Source organism: Streptomyces sp. DSM 106670, from assembly GCF_055792845.1.
Genome location: NZ_CM147704.1, coordinates 5,936,064 through 5,957,576 on the forward strand (window position 1 = coordinate 5,936,064; position 21,513 = coordinate 5,957,576).

13 protein-coding genes and 1 pseudogene are annotated in these 21,513 nt (G+C 71.5%); 4 read left to right on the top strand and 10 right to left on the bottom strand.

The features are described from left to right. Nucleotides 1–6: 6 nt before the first annotated feature. From pyk to pta, 3 genes are all read right to left on the bottom strand, one after another. A complete protein-coding gene (pyk, locus tag ACSMXR_RS26470; protein ID WP_137233548.1) occupies nt 7–1,437 on the bottom strand; it encodes a pyruvate kinase in 1,431 nt (476 codons plus the stop codon). A 102-nt stretch (nt 1,438–1,539) separates the two neighbouring features. Further along, nucleotides 1,540–2,793, bottom strand: a complete 1,254-nt coding sequence (locus tag ACSMXR_RS26475) for an acetate kinase (RefSeq protein ID WP_473170062.1) — start codon at nt 2,791–2,793, stop codon at nt 1,540–1,542. Next, nucleotides 2,790–4,871: a phosphate acetyltransferase gene (gene pta, locus ACSMXR_RS26480; protein ID WP_137233550.1), complete on the bottom strand. Its 2,082-nt coding sequence runs from the start codon at nt 4,869–4,871 to the stop codon at nt 2,790–2,792. The genes ACSMXR_RS26475 and pta overlap by 4 nt, the downstream gene beginning before the upstream one ends. 283 nt (nt 4,872–5,154) lie before the next feature. On the opposite strand from pta, the gene ACSMXR_RS26485 reads away from it, so the two are divergent. Further along, nucleotides 5,155–6,180, top strand: a complete 1,026-nt coding sequence (locus tag ACSMXR_RS26485; protein ID WP_137233551.1) for an ATP-dependent 6-phosphofructokinase — start codon at nt 5,155–5,157, stop codon at nt 6,178–6,180. Nucleotides 6,181–6,231: 51 nt separating this feature from the next. Here the strand turns inward: ACSMXR_RS26485 and ACSMXR_RS26490 are convergent, their stop codons facing one another. The 3 genes from ACSMXR_RS26490 to ACSMXR_RS26500 form a co-directional block, all read right to left on the bottom strand. After that, nucleotides 6,232–6,936, bottom strand: coding sequence for a helix-turn-helix domain-containing protein (locus tag ACSMXR_RS26490; protein ID WP_170994621.1), 705 nt, complete (start codon nt 6,934–6,936; stop codon nt 6,232–6,234). A gap of 181 nt (nt 6,937–7,117) precedes the next feature. After that, on the bottom strand, nt 7,118–7,792 hold the full coding sequence (locus ACSMXR_RS26495) for a response regulator (protein WP_473170063.1): 675 nt from the start codon (nt 7,790–7,792) through the stop codon (nt 7,118–7,120). After that, a complete protein-coding gene (locus tag ACSMXR_RS26500; RefSeq protein ID WP_137233552.1) occupies nt 7,789–9,480 on the bottom strand; it encodes a sensor histidine kinase in 1,692 nt (563 codons plus the stop codon). Before ACSMXR_RS26500 ends, ACSMXR_RS26495 begins: the two co-directional genes overlap by 4 nt. Nucleotides 9,481–9,649: 169 nt before the next feature. On the opposite strand from ACSMXR_RS26500, the pseudogene ACSMXR_RS26505 reads away from it, so the two are divergent. The 3 genes and pseudogenes from ACSMXR_RS26505 to ACSMXR_RS26515 all read left to right on the top strand — a co-directional run bounded on the left by ACSMXR_RS26505 (nt 9,650) and on the right by ACSMXR_RS26515 (nt 13,543). Further along, nucleotides 9,650–11,019 (top strand): annotated as a pseudogene (locus tag ACSMXR_RS26505) (cation:dicarboxylate symporter family transporter). A 228-nt stretch (nt 11,020–11,247) separates the two neighbouring features. Then, nucleotides 11,248–12,543 (top strand): LAETG motif-containing sortase-dependent surface protein, encoded by a 1,296-nt coding sequence (locus ACSMXR_RS26510; protein ID WP_473170064.1) that lies wholly within the window; start codon nt 11,248–11,250, stop codon nt 12,541–12,543. A 106-nt stretch (nt 12,544–12,649) separates the two neighbouring features. Next, nucleotides 12,650–13,543 (top strand): NAD(P)-dependent oxidoreductase, encoded by an 894-nt coding sequence (locus ACSMXR_RS26515; RefSeq protein ID WP_376185186.1) that lies wholly within the window; start codon nt 12,650–12,652, stop codon nt 13,541–13,543. Nucleotides 13,544–13,622: 79 nt separating this feature from the next. On the opposite strand, the gene glgB is transcribed toward ACSMXR_RS26515, so the two are convergent. The 4 genes from glgB to ACSMXR_RS26535 form a co-directional block, all read right to left on the bottom strand. Then, nucleotides 13,623–16,049, bottom strand: a complete 2,427-nt coding sequence (glgB, locus tag ACSMXR_RS26520; protein WP_473170065.1) for a 1,4-alpha-glucan branching enzyme — start codon at nt 16,047–16,049, stop codon at nt 13,623–13,625. An 83-nt stretch (nt 16,050–16,132) separates the two neighbouring features. Next, nucleotides 16,133–17,554 carry a maltokinase N-terminal cap-like domain-containing protein gene (locus ACSMXR_RS26525; RefSeq protein WP_137233557.1) on the bottom strand — a complete coding sequence of 474 codons (1,422 nt, stop codon included), beginning with the start codon at nt 17,552–17,554 and terminating at the stop codon, nt 16,133–16,135. A 230-nt stretch (nt 17,555–17,784) separates the two neighbouring features. Continuing rightward, entirely contained in the window at nt 17,785–19,491 is a 1,707-nt protein-coding gene (treS, locus tag ACSMXR_RS26530; RefSeq protein ID WP_030079176.1) for a maltose alpha-D-glucosyltransferase, read from the bottom strand. Further along, nucleotides 19,488–21,506: an alpha-1,4-glucan--maltose-1-phosphate maltosyltransferase gene (locus tag ACSMXR_RS26535; RefSeq protein ID WP_473170066.1), complete on the bottom strand. Its 2,019-nt coding sequence runs from the start codon at nt 21,504–21,506 to the stop codon at nt 19,488–19,490. The genes treS and ACSMXR_RS26535 overlap by 4 nt, the downstream gene beginning before the upstream one ends. Nucleotides 21,507–21,513 lie beyond the last annotated feature (7 nt).

Here is a 21,513-nt window from a genome sequence, read left to right on the forward strand (position 1 = left end):
TGCGGGTCAGTTGCGCTCGCCGCCGCCCAGGTGGTGCACCCGGACCATGTTGGTGGTGCCGGGGACGCCGGGGGGCGAGCCGGCGGTGATGACCATCGTGTCGCCGTCGCTGTAGCGGTTCAGCTTCAGCAGCTCCGCGTCGACCAGGTCGACCATCGCGTCGGTGTTGTCCACGTGCGGGACGACGTACGACTCGACGCCCCAGCTCAGCGCGAGCTGGTTGCGGGTGTTCTCGTCCGTGGTGAAGGCCAGGATCGGCTGGGCCGTGCGGTAGCGGGAGAGACGGCGGGCGGTGTCGCCGGACTGGGTGAAGGCGACCAGGGCCTTGCCGTCGAGGAAGTCCGCGATCTCGCAGGCGGCGCGGGCCACCGAACCACCCTGCGTACGGGGCTTCTTGCCCTGGACCAGCGGCTGGAGGCCCTTGGAGAGCAGCTCCTCCTCGGCGGCGCAGACGATCTTCGACATCGTCTTGACCGTCTCGATCGGATACGCGCCCACCGAGGACTCGGCGGACAGCATGACCGCGTCCGCGCCGTCCAGGATCGCGTTGGCGACGTCGGACGCCTCGGCGCGGGTCGGCCGCGAGTTGGTGATCATCGACTCCATCATCTGGGTCGCCACGATCACCGGCTTGGCGTTGCGCCGGCAGAGCTCCACCAGGCGCTTCTGCACCATCGGGACCTTCTCCAGCGGGTACTCGACGGCCAGGTCGCCGCGGGCCACCATCACACCGTCGAACGCCGCGACGACGCCCTCCATGTGCTCGACGGCCTGCGGCTTCTCCACCTTGGCGATGACGGGGACCCGGCGGCCCTCCTCGTCCATCACCTTGTGGACGTCCTTGACGTCGTCGGCGTCCCGGACGAAGGAGAGGGCGACCAGGTCGCAGCCCATCCGCAGGGCGAAGCGCAGGTCCTCGACGTCCTTCTCGGACAGGGCCGGGACGTTGACCGCCGCGCCGGGCAGGTTGATGCCCTTGTGGTCGGAGATGACACCGCCCTCGATGACGATGGTCCTGACCCGGGGGCCCTCGACCGCGACGACCTTCAGCTCGACGTTGCCGTCGTTGATCAGGATCGGGTCGCCCTTGGTGACGTCGCCGGGCAGCCCCTTGTAGGTCGTGCCGCAGATCGACTTGTCGCCGGGGACGTCCTCGGAGGTGATGGTGAACTCGTCCCCGCGGACCAGCTCGACCGGGCCCTCGGCGAACTTCGCCAGCCGGATCTTGGGGCCCTGGAGGTCGGCGAGCACGCCCACCGCGCGGCCGGTCTCGGCGGCCGCCTTGCGGACACGGTCGTAACGGCCCTGGTGTTCCTCGTGGGTGCCGTGACTGAAGTTGAAACGGGCCACGCTCATGCCGGCCTCGATCAGAGCGACGAGCTGCTCATGGGAGTCGACGGCGGGACCGAGGGTGCAGACGATTTTGGAACGGCGCATGAGGCGGATCCTATCGGTTTGTTTCGCTGCGGAATATTCCGTCTGGTGGAAGATACAAAGGGGCGCGGGGCCGCTCAGTTGTCGACCTGTCCGAACCGTGGACTACGGCCTCCCGACGAGCGCGAACGTCTGGTCGGCGATCTCCAGCTCCTCGTCCGTCGGCACCACGGCGACCGCCACCCGGGCGTACTCCGGCGAGATCAGCCGCGGTTCACCGGACCGTATGGAGTTGAGCGAGGCGTCCACCGCCATGCCCAGCTCCTCCAGGCCCGCGATGGCAGCTTCCCGCACCGGAGCCGCGTTCTCCCCGACCCCCGCCGTGAACGCCACCGCGTCCACCCGGCCGAGCACCGCCGTATAGGCGCCGATGTACTTCTTCAGCCGGTGGATGTAGATGTCGAAGGCCAGCGCGGCCCGCTCGTCGCCCTCGTCGATCCGGCGGCGGATCACCCGCATGTCGTTGTCGCCGCAGAGGCCGACCAGCCCGCTCCTCTTGTTCAGCAGGACGTCGATCTCGTCGGTCGACATGCCCGCCACCCGCTTCAGATGGAAGGTGACCGCCGGATCGATGTCCCCGGAGCGGGTACCCATCACGAGCCCTTCCAAAGGCGTCAGCCCCATCGAGGTCTCGACGCACCGCCCGCCCGCGACCGCCGAGGCCGACGCCCCGTTGCCCAGGTGCAGCACGATGACGTTCACCTCCTCGGGGGTCTTCCCCAGCAGCTCGGCCGTCTTCCGCGAGACGTACGCGTGCGAGGTGCCGTGGAAGCCGTAGCGGCGGATGCGGTGCGCGTCGGCGGTCTCCACGTCGATCGCGTACCGCGCGGCGGCCTCCGGCATCGTCGTGTGGAACGCCGTGTCGAACACCGCCACCTGCGGCAGGTCCGGCCGCAGCGCCTGCGCCGTACGGATACCCGTGATGTTGGCCGGGTTGTGCAGCGGCGCGACCGGCACGAGGCGCTCGATCTCCTTCAGCACCTCGTCGGTGATCACGGTCGGTGCGCTGAACCGCAGCCCGCCGTGCACCACCCGGTGCCCGATCGCGGCGAGTTCGGGGGAGTCGAGGCCGAGGCCGTCCGCCGCCAGCTCCTCGGCCGCCGCCTTGAGCGCCTCGTCGTGGTCCGCGATCCGGCCCGTACGCTCCCGGGGCTCGGCGCCGCCGCCGGCCAGCGGTGTGTGCACCAGGCGCGAGGTCTCCTCGCCGATCCGCTCGACCAAGCCCGAGGCGAGCCGGGAGCGGTCGCGCATGTCGAGGAGCTGGTACTTCACCGACGAGGAGCCGGAGTTGAGGACGAGGACGCGATGCGGTTCCACAGAGGCCGTACCTTCGTGCTGGGGGATGGAGGAAGTCGTCATGCGGGGCGCTCCTCGCTCTGCGCCTGGATCGCCGTGATCGCCACGGTGTTGACGATGTCCTGGACGAGCGCGCCGCGCGACAGGTCGTTGACCGGCTTGCGCAGACCCTGGAGCACCGGACCGACCGCCACCGCGCCCGCCGAGCGCTGCACGGCCTTGTAGGTGTTGTTGCCGGTGTTCAGGTCCGGGAAGATCAGCACGGTGGCCTGCCCGGCCACCTCCGAATCCGGCAGCTTCGTCGCCGCGACGGACGGCTCGACCGCCGCGTCGTACTGGATCGGCCCCTCCACCCGCAGCTCCGGCCGCTCCGCCCGCACCCGCTCGGTGGCCTCGCGCACCTTGTCGACGTCCGCGCCGGAGCCCGAGGTCCCGGTGGAGTACGACAGCATCGCGATCCGGGGCTCCACGCCGAAGCGGGCCGCCGTCACCGCCGACTGCACCGCGATGTCCGCGAGCTGCTCGGCGTTCGGGTCCGGGTTGACCGCGCAGTCGCCGTACACGAGGACCTTGTCGGCCAGGCACATGAAGAAGACGGAGGAGACGATCGACGCGTCCGGCTTCGTCTTGATGATCTCGAACGCCGGGCGGATCGTGGCCGCCGTGGAGTGCACCGACCCCGACACCATCCCGTCGGCCAGACCCTCCTGCACCATCAGCGTGCCGAAGTAGTTCACGTCCGCCACCACGTCGTGCGCCAGCTCCACCGTCACCCCGCGGTGCGCGCGCAGTTCGGCGTACCGCTCGGCGAAGGCCCCGCGCAGCTCCGAGGTCTGCGGGTCGATCAGCTGGGTGTCCGCGAGGTCGATGCCGAGGTCGGCGGCCTTCTTGCGGATCACGTCCACATCGCCGAGCAGCGTCAGATCGCAGACGTCCCGGCGCAGCAGCACGTCGGCGGCGCGCAGCACCCGCTCCTCGGCGCCCTCCGGCAGCACCACGCGCTTGCGGTCGGAGCGGGCCTGCTCCAGCAGCTCGTGCTCGAACATCATCGGCGTGACCCGGCCGCTGCGGGCCACCGAGATCCGGTCGAGGAGGGCGCCGGTGTCGACGTGCCGCTCGAACAGGCCCAGCGCGGTCTCCGCCTTACGGGGCGTCGCCGCGTTCAACTTGCCTTCGAGGGTGAAGAGTTCCGCCGCCGTGGGGAAGGATCCGCCGGCCACCGAGACGACCGGGGTACCCGGTGCGAGCCGGGCGGCCAGCGTGAGTATCTCCTCGCCGGGGCGCTCGTTCAGGGTCAGCAGGACGCCCGCGATGGGCGGGGTGCCGGCGCTGTGCGCGGCCAGCGAGCCCACCACCAGGTCGGCCCGGTCCCCGGGGGTGACCACCATGCAGCCGGGCGTCAGCGCGTTCAGCAGATTCGGCAGCATCGCCCCGCCGAAGACGAAGTCCAGCGCGTCCCGCGCGAGGCCCGAGTCGTCGCCGAGCAGCACGGTGCCGTCCAGCGCCGCGGTGATCTGCGCGACCGTGGGGGCGGAGAGCGCCGGGTCGTCGGGCAGCACGGAGACGGGCACGGGCAGCCGGGCCGCGAGCCGCTCCGCTATCACCGCCCGGTCCTCGGGAGCGACGCGGTTCACCACCATCGCCAGCACATCGCAGCCGAGGCCGGCGTAGGCGCGGTAGGCGTTACGGGTCTCGGCGCGGACGGACTCCGCGGTCTGCCCCTTGCCGCCGACGACCGCGATCACCGAGGCGCCGAACTCGTTGGCCAGCCGGGCGTTGAGCGCCAGCTCGTCCGGGAGCTGGGTGGCGGCGAAGTCGCTGCCGAGGACGAGGACCACCTCGTACTCCCGGGCCACCTGGTGGAAGCGCTCGACGAGCCGGGAGACCAGCTCGTCGGTACCCTTCTCCGCCTGCACGGTGGAGGCGTCGTGGTAGTCCAGGCCGTAGACGGAGTCCGGGCTCTGGGAGAGCCGGTAGCGGGCCCGCAGCAGCTCGTAGAGCCGGTCGGGTCCGTCATGGACCAGCGGGCGGAAGACGCCGACCCGGTCCACCTGACGCGTCAGAAGCTCCATGACTCCCAGCTCGACGACCTGACGGCCGTCCCCCCGGTCGATCCCGGTCACGTACACGCTGCGCGCCACGCGTGGTCTCCCGTCCATGTTCGGTGCCGCGACCCGCGGGGCGTCCGGACGTACGGTGATGCCCCCGTGCCCGCCCGGCGTGTCCACCGGGTGCGGCATTGGCCTGCATTGCCTCTTGACGATACCTGCGGGGGCCGCTATGCCGCCCGCCGGAGGTCCCGGCCCGGCCGAAAGCGCCGGGTCCCTGCCGGGCGTGGGAGACTCGTGGAGGTTCAGGGCACGGGAGCCGCCTCGGTCGGCTCCCCGGAAAGCGCGGTTACTAACGAGCAGGAGAAACACCTCGATGCGCATCGGCATTCTCACCGCGGGCGGCGACTGCCCCGGCCTGAACGCAGTGATCCGGTCGGTCGTCCACCGGGCCGTCGTCGGCCACGGCGACGAGGTCATCGGCTTCGAGGACGGCTTCAAGGGGCTGCTCGACGGCCACTTCCGCCCCCTCGACCTCAACGCGGTCAGCGGCATCCTGGCCCGCGGCGGCACCATCCTCGGCTCGGCCCGCCTGGAGCGCGACCGGCTGCGCGAGGCCGCCGAGAACTGCGAGGAGCTGTCCCGCCGTTACGGCATCGACGCGCTCATCCCGATCGGCGGCGAGGGCACGCTCACCGCGGCCCGGATGCTCTCCGACGCGGGCATGCCGGTCGTCGGCGTCCCGAAGACCATCGACAACGACATCTCCGCCACCGACCGCACCTTCGGGTTCGACACGGCGGTGGGCGTCGCGACCGAGGCCATAGACCGTCTCAAGACCACCGCCGAGTCCCACCAGCGGGTGATGGTCGTCGAGGTGATGGGCCGGCACGCGGGCTGGATCGCCCTGGAGTCCGGGATGGCCGGCGGCGCCCACGGCATCTGCCTGCCCGAGCGGCCCTTCGCGGTCGACGACCTGGTCAAGATGGTCGAGGAACGGTTCGCGCGCGGCAAGAAGTTCGCCGTCATCTGCGTCGCCGAGGGCGCGCACCCGGCCGAGGGCTCCATGCCGTACGCCAAGGGCGAGATCGACCAGTACGGCCACGAGCGCTTCCAGGGCATCGGCAACCGCCTCGCCATCGAGCTGGAGACCCGCCTCGGCAAGGAGGCCCGGCCGGTCATTCTCGGCCATGTCCAGCGCGGCGGCACGCCGACCGCGTACGACCGGGTGCTCGCCACCCGCTTCGGCTGGAACGCCGTGGAGGCCGTGCACCGCGGCGACTTCGGCCGGATGACCGCCCTGCGCGGCAACGACATCGCCATGGTCCCGCTCGCCGACGCCGTCACCCAGCTGAAGCGGGTACCCACCGAGCGGATGTACGAGGCCGAGTCGGTCTTCTAGCCCCGCCCGGTCGCTCCGACCGCACGGGCCGCACGGGCTGCCCGTGCGGAGTCACACTCCGGCGGTCCGCCAGAACTGCTCCACCACCCGGGACAGGAACGCCCGGCCCGCGTCGCCCGTCGACCCGGAGCGTTCCTGGCCCGTGCTGCTCCAGCTCAGCGTGGAGACCATCAGCGCCTGGTAGTCGGTGTGCAGCTGTTCCAGTACGTCCTGGATCAGCACCCGGTCCAGCGGCACGATCTTGGCCACCGGCCGGACGTACGCCTGCCAGCGCGTGGTGACCGCGCTGCTCAGCAGCTCCGCCAGCTCCTCGTCCCGGCCGGTCGCCGTCAGGAACTGCGCCGCCGACAGACCCAGCGCCCGGCACAGCGCCGCCGACTGCTTCTCGTTGCCCCGCCAGCGCCCCGACTCCTCCATCCGCAGGTACGAGGCGCCGGTCATGCCCAGCTGCCGGGCCAGGTCGTCCACGGTCAGTTCCCGGGTCATACGGTGTTCGCGCAGGGTGGCGGCGGCCGCCAGCAGCTCGCCGGGGGCGCACCAGAGGACGCCGGCGAGGGCGGTCAGCTCACGTTCCCCGGGAGTCGCGATGCCGCGCTCCCAGGCGATGACGGTCTCTGCGCTGATCCGGAGTCCGTACTGGGCGGCGAGCCCGTAGGCGACATGGCCGGGAGCCATCCCCAGTGCCTCGCGGAGACGGCGCGCGGCGGGGGCGTTGAATGGCGGGGTGGGGTGCACGGGCCCACCGTAGAAGTCCATTTCCGCCCTGGCTACGGTACGTTCCCCACAGAACACGCTTCGTAGGAACCTCCAGCCACGAACCGGGCGGGCGGTACGCGAATCCCTCCCCACCAGCGCTTTCTTTTCGGCTCCGGCAGAGGGGCGCCGGAGCTGCGAAACCGACCGGTAAGCGTTTTCCGGCCGGCCGCCCGCTACCGGGTCAGCGCCCTGCCGCCAGCCAGCTGTAGTGCAGCTCCGGTCGGCCGACCTGCCCATAATGCGGACGCCTCGCGGCGCTGCCGACGGTCACCAGATGCTCCAGGTACCGCCGGGCGGTGATCCGCGAGATCCCCAGCCGCTCCCCGGCGGCGGCCGCCGTCACCCCCTCGGGCGACTCCTTCAGCACCCGGGTCACCGCCTCCAGCGTCGGACCGCTGAGCCCTTTGGGCAGCGCGGCCGGATGCGCGACCCGCAGCGCGCCCAGCGCCCGGTCCACCTCCTCCTGGCCGCTCGCCTCCCCGGCGACGCCCCGGAACTCCGCGTACCGCACCAGCCGGTCGCGCAGCGTGGGGTACGTGAACGGCTTCAGCACGTACTGCACGACGCCCAGCGACACCCCTTCCCGCACCACCGCGAGATCCCGCGCCGAGGTCACCGCGATCACATCGGCCCCGTGGCCGGAGGCCCGCAGCGAGCGCAGCAGCCCCAGCCCGTGCCCGTCGGGCAGATAGAGGTCGAGCAGCAGCAGATCCACCGGCGTCCGCTCCAGCGCACGCACCGCCGCCGCCCGGGTGTGCGCCACCGCCGTCACCGTGAAGCCCTCGACCCGCTCCACATACATCTGGTGGGCGTCGGCTGCCACCGGATCGTCCTCCACCACCAGGACTTTGATCATGCCGTGACCTCCTTCGCGGCGACCCCCGCCGCCGTACGGTCCCCGAGCGGCAGCCGTACGGTGAACCGCGCGCCGCCGTCCGGACCCGCGTCCAGCTCCACCGTGCCCCCGTTGCGGTGCGCCGCCTGCCGGACCAGCGCCAGGCCGAGGCCGCGCCCCGCCCCGTGCGTCGACCAGCCCCGCCGGAACACCTCGTCCGCCGCCTCCGGGCCGATGCCCGCGCCCGTGTCCGCGACCCGCAACAACAGCTCCCGCTCGTCCGCGAGCGCGGTCACCGTGACCCGGGCCCGCCCCGCCGGAGCCCCGGCCGCCCGGGGCGCGGGCACCTCGGCCCCGGACTCCTCCGCGCCTTCCGGGCCCTCCGACGCGGCCTCCACCGCGTTGTCGATCAGATTGCCGAGGATCGTCACCAGATCGCGCTGGGCCAGCGAGGGCGGCAGCGCCCCGTCGTCGATCAGGCTGTCCTCCGCGAGCACCAGCTCCACGCCCCGCTCGTTCGCCTGGGCCGCCTTGCCCAGCAGCAGCGCCGCCAGCACCGGCTCCTCCACCGCCCCCACCACCCGGTCGGTCAGCACCTGGGCCAGCTCCAGCTCCGCCGTCGCGAAGTCCACCGCCTCCTCCACCCGGCCCAGCTCGATCAGCGACACCACGGTGTGCAGCCGGTTCGCCGCCTCATGGGCCTGCGAGCGCAGCGCCTGCGTGAAGCCGCGCTCGGAGTCCAGCTCGCCGGAGAGCGCCTGGAGCTCGGTGTGGTCGCGCAGGGTCACCACCGTGCCGCGCCGCTCACCGCCCACCACCGGACGGGTGTTGACCACGATCACCCGCTCCGCCGTCAGATGCAGTTCGTCCACCCGGGCCTCCGACGCCAGCAGCGCCCCGGTCAGCGGCGCGGGCAGCGCCAGCTCGTCGACCGTACGGCCGACCGCCTCCGCGTCCGCCCCCAGACCCAGCAGCTCCCGCCCGGCGTCGTTGATCAGCGCGATCCGCCGCCGCCCGTCCAGCATCAGCAGCCCCTCGCGCACCGCGTGCAGGGTGGCCTGGTGGTAGTCGTGCAGCCGGCTCAGCTCGGCCGCGTTCATCCCGTGGGTGTGCCGCCGCAGCCGGGCGTTGACCACGTACGTACCGATCCCGCCGAGCGCCAGCGCCCCGCCCGCCGCCAGCGCGAGGGCGCCGAGCTGTTCCCGTACCTGCGAGGAGACCCGGTCCACCGTGATGCCCGCGCTGACCAGGCCGACGATCTTCCCGTCGTCGCGGATCGGGGTGACCACCCGTATCGAGGGGCCCAGTGTGCCGGTGTACGTCTCGGTGAAGGTCTGCCCGCGCAGCGCCTTCGCGGTGTTCCCGAGGAAGGTGTCGCCGATCTGCGTCGTGTCCGGATGCGTCCAGCGCACCCGCTCGGTGTCCATGATCGTGACGAAGGCGATCCCGGTGTCCTCGCGCACCCGCTCCGCGTACGGCTGGAGTACGGCGGACGGGTCCGGGGTACGGATGGCCTCCCGTACGGAGGGGGAATCGGCCACGGCGAGGGCCGCCACCCGCACCTGCCGGGCGGCCGTCTCCTCGGCCTGCGCGCTGCCCGACACGTACGCGAAGACGGCGCACCCGGCCACCACCGCGGCGATGAGCACGACCTGCATGGCGAAGAGCTGACCCGCCAGGCTGCGCGGGAGGGTACGGGGGAGACGCATACCCCACAGTCTGCCTGGCCCGGCCGGAGGCTCCCAGAGGTCTCCCGGTTGGCCGGAAAGCGACCGTGAACGATATGAACGCAAGGGTGACCGGGGTCACAGGGCGGTGGATAGTCACCGAAGCCCCCAGGGACGGGGGCGCAAGCCCACCGAGCCGAGGAGCCCCACCATGGCTGTGGCAGCCAAACAACGGGACCGCACCCACTACCTGTACATCGCCGTGATCGCCGCCGTGGCGCTCGGCATCCTGGTGGGCTTCGCGGCCCCCGGGGTGGCCGTCGAGCTGAAGCCCATCGGCGCCGGATTCGTGAACCTGATCAAGATGATGATCTCGCCGATCATCTTCTGCACGATCGTCCTGGGCGTCGGCTCGGTCCGCAAGGCCGCCAAGGTCGGCGCGGTCGGCGGTCTGGCGCTCGGCTACTTCCTGGTCATGTCGACCGTGGCCCTCGCCATCGGTCTGCTGGTCGGCAACGTCCTGGAGCCCGGCTCCACCCTGCACATCACCGAGCAGGCGCGGGCCGCGGGCGAGGCGCAGGCGGCGGGCGCGAGCGAGTCCACCGTGGACTTCCTGCTCGGCATCATCCCGACCACGATCGTCTCCGCCTTCACCGCGGGCGAGGTCCTCCAGACCCTCCTCGTCGCGCTGCTCGCGGGCTTCGCGCTCCAGGCGATGGGCTCGGCGGGCGAGCCGATCATCCGTGGCATCACCCACATCCAGCGCCTCGTCTTCCGCATCCTCGCCATGATCATGTGGGCCGCCCCGGTCGGCGCGTTCGGCGCGATCGCCGCGGTGGTCGGCGAGAGACCGGCCTCGACGCCCTGAAGTCGCTGGCGATCATCATGATCGGCTTCTACGTCACCTGTGCGCTGTTCGTCTTCGTGGTGCTCGGCGCGATCCTGCGGCTGGTCGCCGGGGTGAACCTGTTCGCGCTGCTGAAGTACCTGGGCCGCGAGTTCCTGCTCATCCTGTCCACCTCCTCCTCCGAGTCGGCCCTGCCGCGGCTGATCGCGAAGATGGAGCACCTGGGCGTCAGCAAGCCCGTCGTCGGCATCACCGTGCCGACCGGCTACTCCTTCAACCTCGACGGCACCGCGATCTACCTGACGATGTCCTCGCTCTTCATCGCCAACGCGATGGGCGACCCGCTGAGCGCGAGCGAGCAGATCTCGCTGCTGGTCTTCATGATCATCGCCTCGAAGGGTGCGGCGGGCGTGACCGGCGCCGGCCTCGCGACCCTGGCCGGCGGACTCCAGTCGCACCGCCCCGAACTCGTCGACGGCGTCGGCCTGATCGTCGGCATCGACCGCTTCATGAGCGAGGCCCGCGCGCTGACCAACTTCGCGGGCAACGCGGTCGCCACGGTGCTGGTCGGCCACTGGACCAAGGAGATCGACAAGGACCGGGTGAACGAGGTGCTGGCCGGCCGGGTCCCGTTCGACGAGAAGACCCTGGTGGACGACCACGCCCCGTCCGGCGGCTCCGACGAGCTGCCCGAGCAGCGGGACGCCGCCTCCGAGCAGCCCGCCAAGGTCTGACCCGCACCACCCCGCACCGCCGCGTCACCCCCCGACGCCGCAGCGGCGCCCCCGGGCCGCTGCGGTACCCCCCACACAAGGACACCCGTGCCTCCCCCGGTACGGGTGTCCTTATGTCTGTGTTCTGTCACGACCGTCCCGGCGGGCACAACCCCCCTTGTCCGGCACCGGTCTTGAGAGGTGAAGGACCGCAGTCCGCCCCACGCGCCCCACGACCGAAGGACTTCCATGCGCATCACGCCTTCCCGCCGCCGGACCCTCCGTGGCTCCACCGCCGCCGTAGCCGCCACCGCGCTGGTGGCGTTGGGCGCCGCGCCGGCGCTCGCCGACGAACCGGAGCCGGACCTCGGCGTCGGAACGATCGCACCGATCAAGGGAGTTCAGGCCGGGGCCGGGTTCTCCACCCCGCTGACCTTCCTCAACAAGGGGACGGCGGAGGTGCCCGTCTCCTATGTGACGTACGAGGTGTCGCCCGGTCTGAAGGCGGACGAGACGTACCGCAACTGCAGCTACTACACGATCCCGTCCTACGACGAGATGCCCGACTCGCACGTCGCCGCCTGCAAGATCGACCAGCCGCTGAAGCCGGGCGTCGTCTACGGCACGGCGAAGCCCGTCTCGCTCAAGGCGCTCGACTCCGCGCTCAACGACGACCTGCGGGTGACGATCGGCGTCACCGAGCCGGACCCGGACGAGGGCGACAGCGGCTCCACCGAGCCGGTGCCGGGCACCGGCGACCCGCTCACCCTGGTCGAGAAGGGCCCGGCCACCGACGCCGACCGGAAGGACCACCCCGAGCCGGTCGCCTCGGCCGGCGTCACCGCGGCGAACACCGCCGACTTCGGCCTGGCCGGCGCCGAGCTGAAGGGCGAGCCCGGCGAGAAGGTCACCGCCACGGTGAAGTTCACCAACGCGGGCCCCGCCCGGGTGCAGGTGGCCCGCGAACAGGGCGTGGCCACCGTCGACGTCCACATCCCGAAGGGCACGTCCGTCGTCAAGGCGCACGGATTCTGCGACGCGGTCACCAAGACCCACTACCGCTGCGGGACCTCGCAGTCCTGGGTCGACGTGAACGGCGGCGAGAGCTACGACTTCGTCCTGCGCATCGACAAGGCGGTGGGCCGCACCACGGGTGAGGTCTCCTTCGGCGGCCCGGAGCGCCCCTTCGACCGCAACGCCGCCAACGACACCGCGCAGATCGTGATTGACACCGGCAAGGGCTCGGACACCTCGGGCTCCTCCGGCTCGTCCGGTTCCACCGGCGGTACGGGCGGCTCCTCGTCCACCGGCGGCTCCGACACCACCGGAGGCACGAGCGGCACCGGCGGTTCGGGCTCCTCCGGCTCCTCCGCCGGCACGGGCGGTTCGACGACCGGCGGCGCCACCCCGCAGACCGGCGGCAACCTCGCGGCGACCGGCTCGGACTCCACCGCCCCGCTCGCCGGCATGGCGGCCGCAGCGGTGGCGGCGGGCGGCGGCATCGTCTGGGCCGTGCGCCGGCGTTCCGCGGCCCGGGGGAACTGACGCCCCGGGCCGGTGGGCCGCTGACCTGCATCCTTTCCCCGAAGTGCGTATCTGACAGTCAAGTGGGTTCTGGTCACGCCCTGTTCGCGCGCCCAGCATGGTCCCCATGAAGCAAGCGAACACGACCACCGATCCCACCCCCGTCACCGTTCTCGGCCTCGGCGACATGGGCCGCTCCCTGGCCCGCGCCTTCCTGGCGGCCGGCCACCCCACCACCGTCTGGAACCGTTCGTCAGGAAAGGGCGAGGACGTCGTCGGCCTCGGCGCGGTGCGGGCCGCGTCCGCCGAGGAGGCCGTGCGGGCGAGCGGACTCGTCGTGGTCTGCCTCGTCGACTACGACGCCTCCGACGCGGTCCTGGAGCCGCTGGCCGAAGCGCTTCGGGGGCGGGTCCTGGTCAACCTCACCTCGGACATCCCGGCCCGTTCGCGGCGGACCGCCGCCTGGGCCGAGAAGCACGATCTGTCCTACCTCGACGGCGCGATCATGGTGCCGGTCGACGTGGTCGGCTCGGCGGACGCGCTGATCTTCCACTCCGGCGACCGGGCCGCGTTCGAGACGCACGAGGCCGCCCTCAAGGCGCTCGGCGCGCCCGCCACCTTCCTCGGCGAGGACCACGGGCTCGCCGCCGCCTACGACATGGCGATGCTGGACTTCTTCTACGGAGCCATGGGCGGTCTGGTCCACGCCTTCGCGCTGGCCCGCGCGGAGGGCATCGACGGCGCGTCGCTCGCCCCGTACCTCAACACCATCGCGGGCATCCTGCCGCCGATCGCGGCCTACACGGCGACCGACATCGACTCCCGTACCTATGTCGGCGAGGGCGGGAACCTCGCCATGATGGCGGCCAGCGTCGACCACATCCTGCACACCTCGAAGGACCACGGCCTGGACGTCTCGCAGCTGGCGGGGCTGAAGTCCGTCACCGACCGGGCCGTCGCCGAGGGCCACGGCTCCTCGTCCTGGTCGAGCATCGTCGAGGTGATCGCCGCCGGGCGCTGACCCGCCGGGAACGGGGGAGGGCCCGTACCGCGTCCACCGTCGACGCGGTACGGGCCCCGGGCTCATCCCGCCGTGGCGGCTACGCCGGGCGGAACCACACCGTCGCCAGCGGCGGCAGCGTCAGCGAGATGCTGGCGGGCCGGCCGTGCGCGGGCACCGCCTCCGCCTTCAGCGGCTCCTCGTTGCGCACATCGCCACCGCCGTACCGGGCCGCGTCGGTGTTCAGGACCTCCACCCAGCCCTCCGTACCGGTCTCCGGCACCCCCAGGCGGTAGTCGCTGCGGACCGCCGGGGAGAAGTGCGAGACCGCGAGCAGCGGCGAGCCGTCCGCGTCGTACCGCAGGAACGCGAACACATTGTCCTCGGCCGCCCCGCCGTCCACCCAGCTGAACCCCTCCGGCACGGTGTCGCGCTGCCACAGCGCGGGCACCGCCCCGTACACCGCGTTCAGATCGCCGACCAGGGTCCGCACCCCGCGGTGGTCGCCGGACGCGTCGTACGCCGGGTCCAGCAGCCACCAGTCCGGGCCGTGCCCCTCGGACCACTCCGCACCCTGGGCGAACTCCTGTCCCATGAACAGGAGTTGCTTGCCGGGGTGGGCCCACATGAAGCCCAGGTAGGCGCGGTGGTTGGCGCGCTGCTGCCACCAGTCGCCGGGCATCTTCGCCACCAGCGCCTGCTTGCCGTGCACCACCTCGTCGTGCGAGATCGGCAGCACGTAGTTCTCGCTGTAGGCGTACACCATCGAGAACGTCATCTCGTTGTGGTGGTACTTGCGGTGGATCGGCTCCTTGGACATGTAGACCAGCGAGTCGTGCATCCAGCCCATGTTCCACTTCAGCCCGAAGCCCAGGCCGCCGCTGTCGGTGGGCCGGGTGACACCGTCCCAGGCGGTGGACTCCTCGGCGATGGTGACGACGCCCGGATTGCGGCGGTAGACGGTCGCGTTCATCTCCTGGAGGAAGGCGACCGCGTCCAGGTTCTCCCGGCCGCCGAACTCGTTGGGCGACCACTGGCCGTCCTCGCGGGAGTAGTCGAGGTAGAGCATCGAGGCCACCGCGTCGACCCGCAGCCCGTCGATGTGGAACTCCTCGCACCAGTACGTGGCGTTGGCGACCAGGAAGTTACGCACCTCGGTGCGGCCGTAGTCGAACTCCAGCGTCCCCCAGTCCGGGTGCGCCGCACGCTGCGGATCGGAGTGCTCGTACAGCGGGCGCCCGTCGAACTCGGCCAACGCCCAGTCGTCGCGCGGGAAATGAGCCGGAACCCAGTCCATGATCACACCGATGCCGGCCCGGTGCAGCGCGTCCACCAGGAAGCGGAAGTCGTCCGGAGTGCCCATCCGCGAGGTCGGCGCGTAGAAGCCGGTGACCTGATAGCCCCAGGAGCCGCCGAAGGGATGCTCGGAGACCGGCATCAGCTCGACATGCGTGAAGCCCAGGTCCTTGACGTACGCGGGCAGCTGCTCGGCGAGCTGACGATACGTCAGACCAGGTCGCCAGGAGCCGAGATGGACCTCGTACACCGAGAACGGGGCCTCGTGGACCGGCCGGTCGCCCCGGTGCGCCATCCAGTCCGCGTCCTGCCACTCGTGGTGCGGGGCGGTGACGATCGACGCGGTCGCGGGCGGCACCTCGGTGCGCCGGGCCATCGGGTCGGCCCGCACCGTGTGCGAACCGTCCGGGCGGCAGATGTCGTACTTGTACAGCGCGCCCTCGCCGACCCCGGGCAGGAACAGCTCCCACACCCCGGTCGAGCCGAGCGAACGCATCGGCGTGCCCGTGCCGTCCCAGTAGGTGAAGTCACCGGTGACCCGCACACCGCGCGCGTTCGGCGCCCAGAGCGTGAACCGGGTCCCGGCCACCCCCTGGTGGACCATCGGCTCCGCGCCGAGCGCCCGCCACAGCTCCTCGTGCCGGCCCTCGCCGATCAGATGCAGATCGAGTTCGCCGATCGCGGGCCAGAAGCGGTACGGGTCCTCCACCTCGATGGTGGTGTCCTCGTACGCCACTTCCAGCCGGTACGCGGGCGCCTCCGGCACCGGCAGCACTCCGGAGAAGAAGCCGTCGCCGTCGTCGTGCAGCTCGGCCCGGAGCCCGGTCGCCAGCACCGTGACCGACCGTGCGAACGGCCGCAGCGCCCGGACCAGCACCCCGCCCGGGATCGGGTGCGCGCCGAGCACATCGTGCGGCGCGTGATGGTCGCCGGCCAGCAGCCGGCCGCGGTCCGCGCCGTCCAGGGCCGGTGCGGGGCGCGCGCCCTGGCCGTCGCCGGCCTGCCGGGGGCGCGGCGGACCCGCGTCGGCGCGCCGGGGCCTGGCGCGCTTGGCGGGTGCGGCCTTGGTGGCGGTGGCGGCGGGCGCCGGTGCGGGGGCGGCCGCCGCGTCGGCGGAGGTCTCGGCGGCGGCGATCTCGACGGCGGGTTCGGCGGCGGTCTCGACGGGCACGTCGGCCGGCACTGCGGCGGTCTTGCGGGATGCCTTGCGGGACGGCTTGCGGGCGGTCACAGGGACGGCCTCCTCGGAGGGGGTCGGAGGGTGAAGGGGAGAAGCACGGGTGGAGGGGCGGGAGGTACGTGGGGGAGCGCGGCTCAGGCCGCGGCGGACTGGGCCAGCCGTTGGATGGCCGCCATCGGAACCGGCAGCCAGTCGGGGCGGTGCCGGGCCTCGTACAGCACCTCGTACACGGCCTTGTCGGTCTCATGGGCGCGCAGCAGCTCCGGCTCGCCGCGCGGATCGGTGCCCGAACCCTGTGCGTAGCCCTCGCAGTAGGCGGCGCGGCAGCGGGCCGCCCACTCCGGGTTCCACGGGCGGTGCGAGCGGGCCGCGTAGTCGAAGGACCGAAGCATCCCCGCGACATCGCGCACCGGGGGCGCGGGCCTGCGGCGCTCGGGCAGCGGGCGGGCCGGCTCGCCCTCGAAGTCGATCAGCGACCAGAAGCCGTCGGCGGAGCGCAGGGTCTGCCCGAGGTGGAGATCGCCGTGCACCCGCTGCTGGGCCCAGCCGCTGCCCCGCGCCCCCAGGTCCGTCACCGCCTCGAACGCGGCGCGCAGCCCGGGGACGTACGGCACGAGCGCCGGGACCGCCTGGGCGGCGGCCTCCAGCCGCTGGGTCATCTGCGAGACGAGCTGCCGGGTCTGGGTGCCGCGCAGCGCCGGGGTCGGCAGCGCGGCGGCGAGCGCGGTGTGCACCTCGGCGGTGGCCCGGCCCAGCGCCCGCGCCTCGGGCAGGAAGTCGCGGCCCGCGGCGAGCGCGGCCAGCGCGAGCTGCCAGCCGTCGCGCGCTCCGTGCAGAAAGGGCTGCAGGACGCCGAGGGTGAGCGGTTCGGGGCCCGGGACCTCGAACCAGGCGACCGGCGCGGGCACCCGCTCGCACCCCTCGCCGGTGAGCGCGAGGGGCAGCTCCAGGTCCGGGTTGGTGCCCGGGAAGACGCGCCGGAAGATTTTGAGGATGAACGCGTCCCCGTAGACGAGCGAGGAGTTGGACTGCTCGGCGTCCAGCACCCGGGGCGCGAGACCGGCCGGGATCGCGGCGGTCCGCTCGAAGCGCAGCGAGCCGAGGTGCCCGGGGCGGCGGAAGCGCTCCAGCAGCAGATCGGCCAGGCGTGGATCGTGCAGCGCGTCGTAGACGGTCCGGCCGGCGAGCGGACCCCGCTCCACCCGGCCGATCAGGGCGCCCGAGAGCAGCGGCGGCAGTGACGTTCTTGCGCCCAGGAGCAGTTGGTAGCAGTCCTCGGCGGGACGGGACTGCTGGGAGGGCTGCTCGACCCGCAGCAGCAGATGCAGGAGCCCCGGGCCGGCCGTGCCGTCCAGCGGCAGCATCTCGGTGGCCGAGACCAGGGAGAAGCCGGTGACCGGCCGGCCCTTGCCGGCGAACCACCGCTGTCGGGGCAGCCATGCGTGGAGCAGCGGGGCGAGGGACGGGAGCAGGGCCCCGTCCGTCGTACTACTGGGGGTTGCGCTGATCCTCGTGCTCTTCGCCAGGGCGACGTGAGTGGATGCAGCCTCCGACATGGCATCGCGTCCTTTCCCCGGGCACACAGGATGCGAAGAGTGTCCCGGATTGCGGCAATGGCTGTCCGGCTGTGCGGGACGTGTCGGGAGAGGAAGGTGCTTACGGACTCGAACGGCGGAACCGTGAAGGCCGGGGGCGGCGGATCCAGGAGAGGCCCGCGGCCTTGCGTTGGGGTCAGGGTGCCCGGTGCGGGACGGCGGAAACCGTCCCGCACCGGGCGGACGGGGCGTCAGGCCGGCGGCGCGTCCTTGCGCAGCCGGAACCAGTAGAAGCCGTGTCCCGCGAGGGTCAGCAGGTAGGGCCACTGGCCGATGGCCGGGAAGCGTACCCCGCCGATCAATTCCACCGGATGACGTCCGTTGAACGATCGCAGGTCCAGTTCCGTCGGCTGCGCGAACCGCGAGAAGTTGTGCACGCACAGGACGAGGTCGTCCTTGTACTCGCGGGTGAACGCCAGCACCGCCGGGTTGGAGGACGGGAGTTCGGTGTACTCGCCGAGACCGAAGGCCGGATTCTGCTTACGGATCTCGATCATCCGGCGGGTCCAGTGCAGCAGCGAGGACGGCGAGGCCATCGACGCCTCCACGTTGGTGACCTGGTAGCCGTAGACCGGGTCCATGATCGTGGGGAGGTAGAGCCGCCCCGGATCGCTGGAGGAGAACCCGGCGTTGCGGTCGGGCGTCCACTGCATCGGGGTGCGCACCGCGTCCCGGTCGCCCAGCCAGATGTTGTCGCCCATCCCGATCTCGTCCCCGTAGTAGAGGATCGGGGAGCCGGGCAGCGACAGCAGCAGCGCGGTGAACAGCTCGATCTGGTTGCGGTCGTTGTCCAGCAGCGGGGCGAGCCGCCGGCGGATGCCGATGTTGGCGCGCATCCGCGGGTCCTTGGCGTACTCCGCGTACATGTAGTCGCGCTCTTCGTCCGTGACCATTTCGAGGGTCAGCTCGTCGTGGTTGCGCAGGAAGATGCCCCACTGGCAGTTCTTCGGGATCGCCGGGGTCTTCGCCAGGATTTCGGAGACCGGGTAGCGGCTCTCGCGGCGCACCGCCATGAAGATCCGCGGCATGACGGGGAAGTGGAACGCCATATGGCATTCGTCGCCGCCCTGCTCGTAGTCGCCGAAGTAGTCGACGACGTCCTCCGGCCACTGGTTGGCCTCGGCGAGGAGCACGGTGTCCGGGTAGTTGGCGTCGATCTCCTTGCGGACCCGCTTCAGGAAGTGGTGGGTCTCGGGGAGGTTCTCGCAGTTGGTGCCCTCGCGCTGGTAGAGGTAGGGCACCGCGTCGACCCGGAAGCCGTCGATGCCCAGGTCCAGCCAGAAGCGCAGGGCCGCGAGGATCTCCTCCTGCACCGCCGGGTTCTCGTAGTTGAGGTCCGGCTGGTGCGAGAAGAAGCGGTGCCAGTAGTACTGCTTGCGGACCGGGTCGAAGGTCCAGTTGGACGTCTCGGTGTCGACGAAGATGATCCGGGCGTCCTGGAACTGCTTGTCGTCGTCCGCCCAGACGTAGTAGTCGCCGTACGGCCCGTCGGGGTCGGTGCGGGACTGCTGGAACCACTCGTGCTGATCGCTCGTGTGGTTCATGACGAAGTCGATGATGACGCGCATGCCGCGCTGGTGCGCGGCGTCCACGAACTCCACGAAGTCGGCGAGATCGCCGAACTCCGGCAGCACGGCGGTGTAGTCGGAGACGTCGTAGCCCCCGTCGCGCAGCGGCGACTTGAAGAACGGCGGCAGCCAGAGGCAGTCGACGCCGAGCCACTGGAGATAGTCCAGCTTGGCGGTGATGCCCTTGAGGTCGCCGATTCCGTCGCCGTTGGAGTCCTGGAAGGACCGGACGAGCACCTCGTAGAAGACGGCGCGCTTGAACCAGTCGGGATCGCGGTCCTTGGCGGGAGTGTCCTCGAACGTGTCGTGGACAGGCTCATTGACGATCATGGTGTGGGTGACCCTCCGGTCGGCGGGGACGGTCGCAGGACGGCGATGTGCGCGGGCGTGATGCCCGGCTCTAGGCGCACATAGAAGGCCCTGCCCCAGTGGTAGGTATCGCCGGTGAGCTCGTCGCGCACCGGTACGCGCTCGTGCCATGAGAGGCCGAGCCGCTCCATGTCCAACGAGACCGTGGCCTCCTGGGTGTGGTGCGGGTCGAGGTTCACGACCACCAGAACGGTGTTCGTTCCGGAGCGCTTGCTGTAGGAGATCAGCGCTTCGTTGTCGGTGTGGTGGAAGTGGACGTCGCGCAGCTGCCGCAGAGCGGGGTTACGCCGGCGGATCCGGTTCAGCGAGGTGATCAGGGGGGTGAGCGTGCGGCCCTCGCGTTCCGCCGACTCCCAGTCCCTCGGGCGCAGTTCGTACTTCTCCGAGTGCAGGTACTCCTCGCTCCCCGGCTTGGCCGGAGTGTTCTCGCACAGCTCGAATCCCGCGTACACGCCCCAGGACGGGGCGAGCGTCGCGGCCAGCACCGCCCGTGCCTCGAAGGCCGGGCGGCCACCCTCCTGGAGGTAACCGGGAAGGATGTCGGGGGTGTTCACGAAGAAGTTGGGCCGCATGTACGAGGCGGCATCGCCGGACAGCTCCGTGACGTACTCGGTGAGCTCCTGCTTGGTGTTGCGCCAGGTGAAGTAGGTGTACGACTGCTGGAAGCCGACCGCGCCGAGCGTGTGCATCATCGCCGGCCGGGTGAACGCCTCCGCCAGGAAGACGACGTCGGGGTCGGCGCCGTTGATCTCGGCGATGACCTTCTCCCAGAACACCACCGGCTTGGTGTGCGGGTTGTCGACCCGGAAGATACGCACCCCGTGGTCCATCCAGAAGCGCAGGATCCGTACGGTCTCCGCCACCAGACCGCGCATGTCCTTGTCGAAGGCGATCGGATAGATGTCCTGGTACTTCTTCGGCGGGTTCTCGGCGTACGCGATCGAACCGTCCGGGCGGTGGTGGAACCAGTCCGGGTGCTCCTTGACCCACGGGTGGTCCGGCGAGCACTGGAGCGCGAAGTCCAGCGCGATCTCCATCCGCAGATTGCGGGCCACCGACACGAAGTGGTCGAAGTCCTCCAGCGTGCCCAGCTCCGGATGGACCGCGTCGTGCCCGCCGTCGGCCGAACCGATCGCCCACGGCACCCCCGGGTCGTGCTCCCCGGGCGTCAGGCTGTTGTTCGGGCCCTTGCGGTGCGTGGTCCCGATCGGGTGGATCGGCGGCAGGTACACGACATCGAACCCCATGGCGGCGACCGCGGGCAGCCGCTCGGCCGCCGTCCGGAAGGTGCCGCTGACCAGCCGGGTCTCCGCGTCCGGCGAGGTGTCGGAGGGGTCCACCGGTACCTCCCGCGCCCCCTCGGAGCGCGGGAACAGCTCGTACCACGACCCGAACAGCGCCCGCTCGCGCTCCACCCGCACCGCCAGCGGCTTGGAGCGGGTGACCAGTTCACGCAGCGGATAGCGGGCGAGGACCGCGTCGGCGGCCGGGGTCAGGGCGGCAGCCAGCCGGGCGTCCGCCGGGTGGGCGGTGTCGCGCAGCGCGTCCACCGCGGCGAGCACCGCCTCGCGGCCGTGCTTCTTCGGCACGCCGGCGGCGGCCCGCTCCAGCAGCGCCGCGCCCTCGGCCAGCACCAGGTCCGTGTCGATGCCCGCCGGGATCTTGATCGCGGCATGGTGCCGCCAGGTGGTGACCGGATCGCTCCAGGCCTCCACCGTGTACGTCCAGCGGCCCTCGGAGGCCGGGGTGATCTCCGCGCCCCACCGGTCCGTGCCCGGCGCCAGCTCGCGCATCGGGGTCCACGGTCCGACCCGTCCGCTCGGATCGCGCAGCACGACATTGGCGGCCACCGCGTCATGGCCTTCGCGGAAGACGGTGGCGGTGACCTGGAAGGTCTCACCGGCGACGGCCTTCGCCGCCCGTCTGCCGCAGTCGACGAGAGGACGGACGTCCAGGACGGGAATACGACCGATCATGGAATCA

What these genes read in the sequence shown, in the direction of transcription:
- ACSMXR_RS26535 (WP_473170066.1), bottom strand. Translation starts at nt 21,506, where the DNA reads ATGATCGGTCGTATTCCCGTCCTGGACGTCCGTCCTCTCGTCGACTGC.
- ACSMXR_RS26515 (WP_376185186.1), top strand. Translation starts at nt 12,650, where the DNA reads ATGAAGCAAGCGAACACGACCACCGATCCCACCCCCGTCACCGTTCTC.
- treS (WP_030079176.1), bottom strand. Translation starts at nt 19,491, where the DNA reads ATGATCGTCAATGAGCCTGTCCACGACACGTTCGAGGACACTCCCGCC.
- ACSMXR_RS26485 (WP_137233551.1), top strand. Translation starts at nt 5,155, where the DNA reads ATGCGCATCGGCATTCTCACCGCGGGCGGCGACTGCCCCGGCCTGAAC.
- ACSMXR_RS26500 (WP_137233552.1), bottom strand. Translation starts at nt 9,480, where the DNA reads ATGCGTCTCCCCCGTACCCTCCCGCGCAGCCTGGCGGGTCAGCTCTTC.
- pyk (WP_137233548.1), bottom strand. Translation starts at nt 1,437, where the DNA reads ATGCGCCGTTCCAAAATCGTCTGCACCCTCGGTCCCGCCGTCGACTCC.
- ACSMXR_RS26525 (WP_137233557.1), bottom strand. Translation starts at nt 17,554, where the DNA reads ATGTCGGAGGCTGCATCCACTCACGTCGCCCTGGCGAAGAGCACGAGG.
- ACSMXR_RS26510 (WP_473170064.1), top strand. Translation starts at nt 11,248, where the DNA reads ATGCGCATCACGCCTTCCCGCCGCCGGACCCTCCGTGGCTCCACCGCC.
- ACSMXR_RS26490 (WP_170994621.1), bottom strand. Translation starts at nt 6,936, where the DNA reads ATGGACTTCTACGGTGGGCCCGTGCACCCCACCCCGCCATTCAACGCC.
- ACSMXR_RS26495 (WP_473170063.1), bottom strand. Translation starts at nt 7,792, where the DNA reads ATGATCAAAGTCCTGGTGGTGGAGGACGATCCGGTGGCAGCCGACGCC.
- ACSMXR_RS26475 (WP_473170062.1), bottom strand. Translation starts at nt 2,793, where the DNA reads ATGACGACTTCCTCCATCCCCCAGCACGAAGGTACGGCCTCTGTGGAA.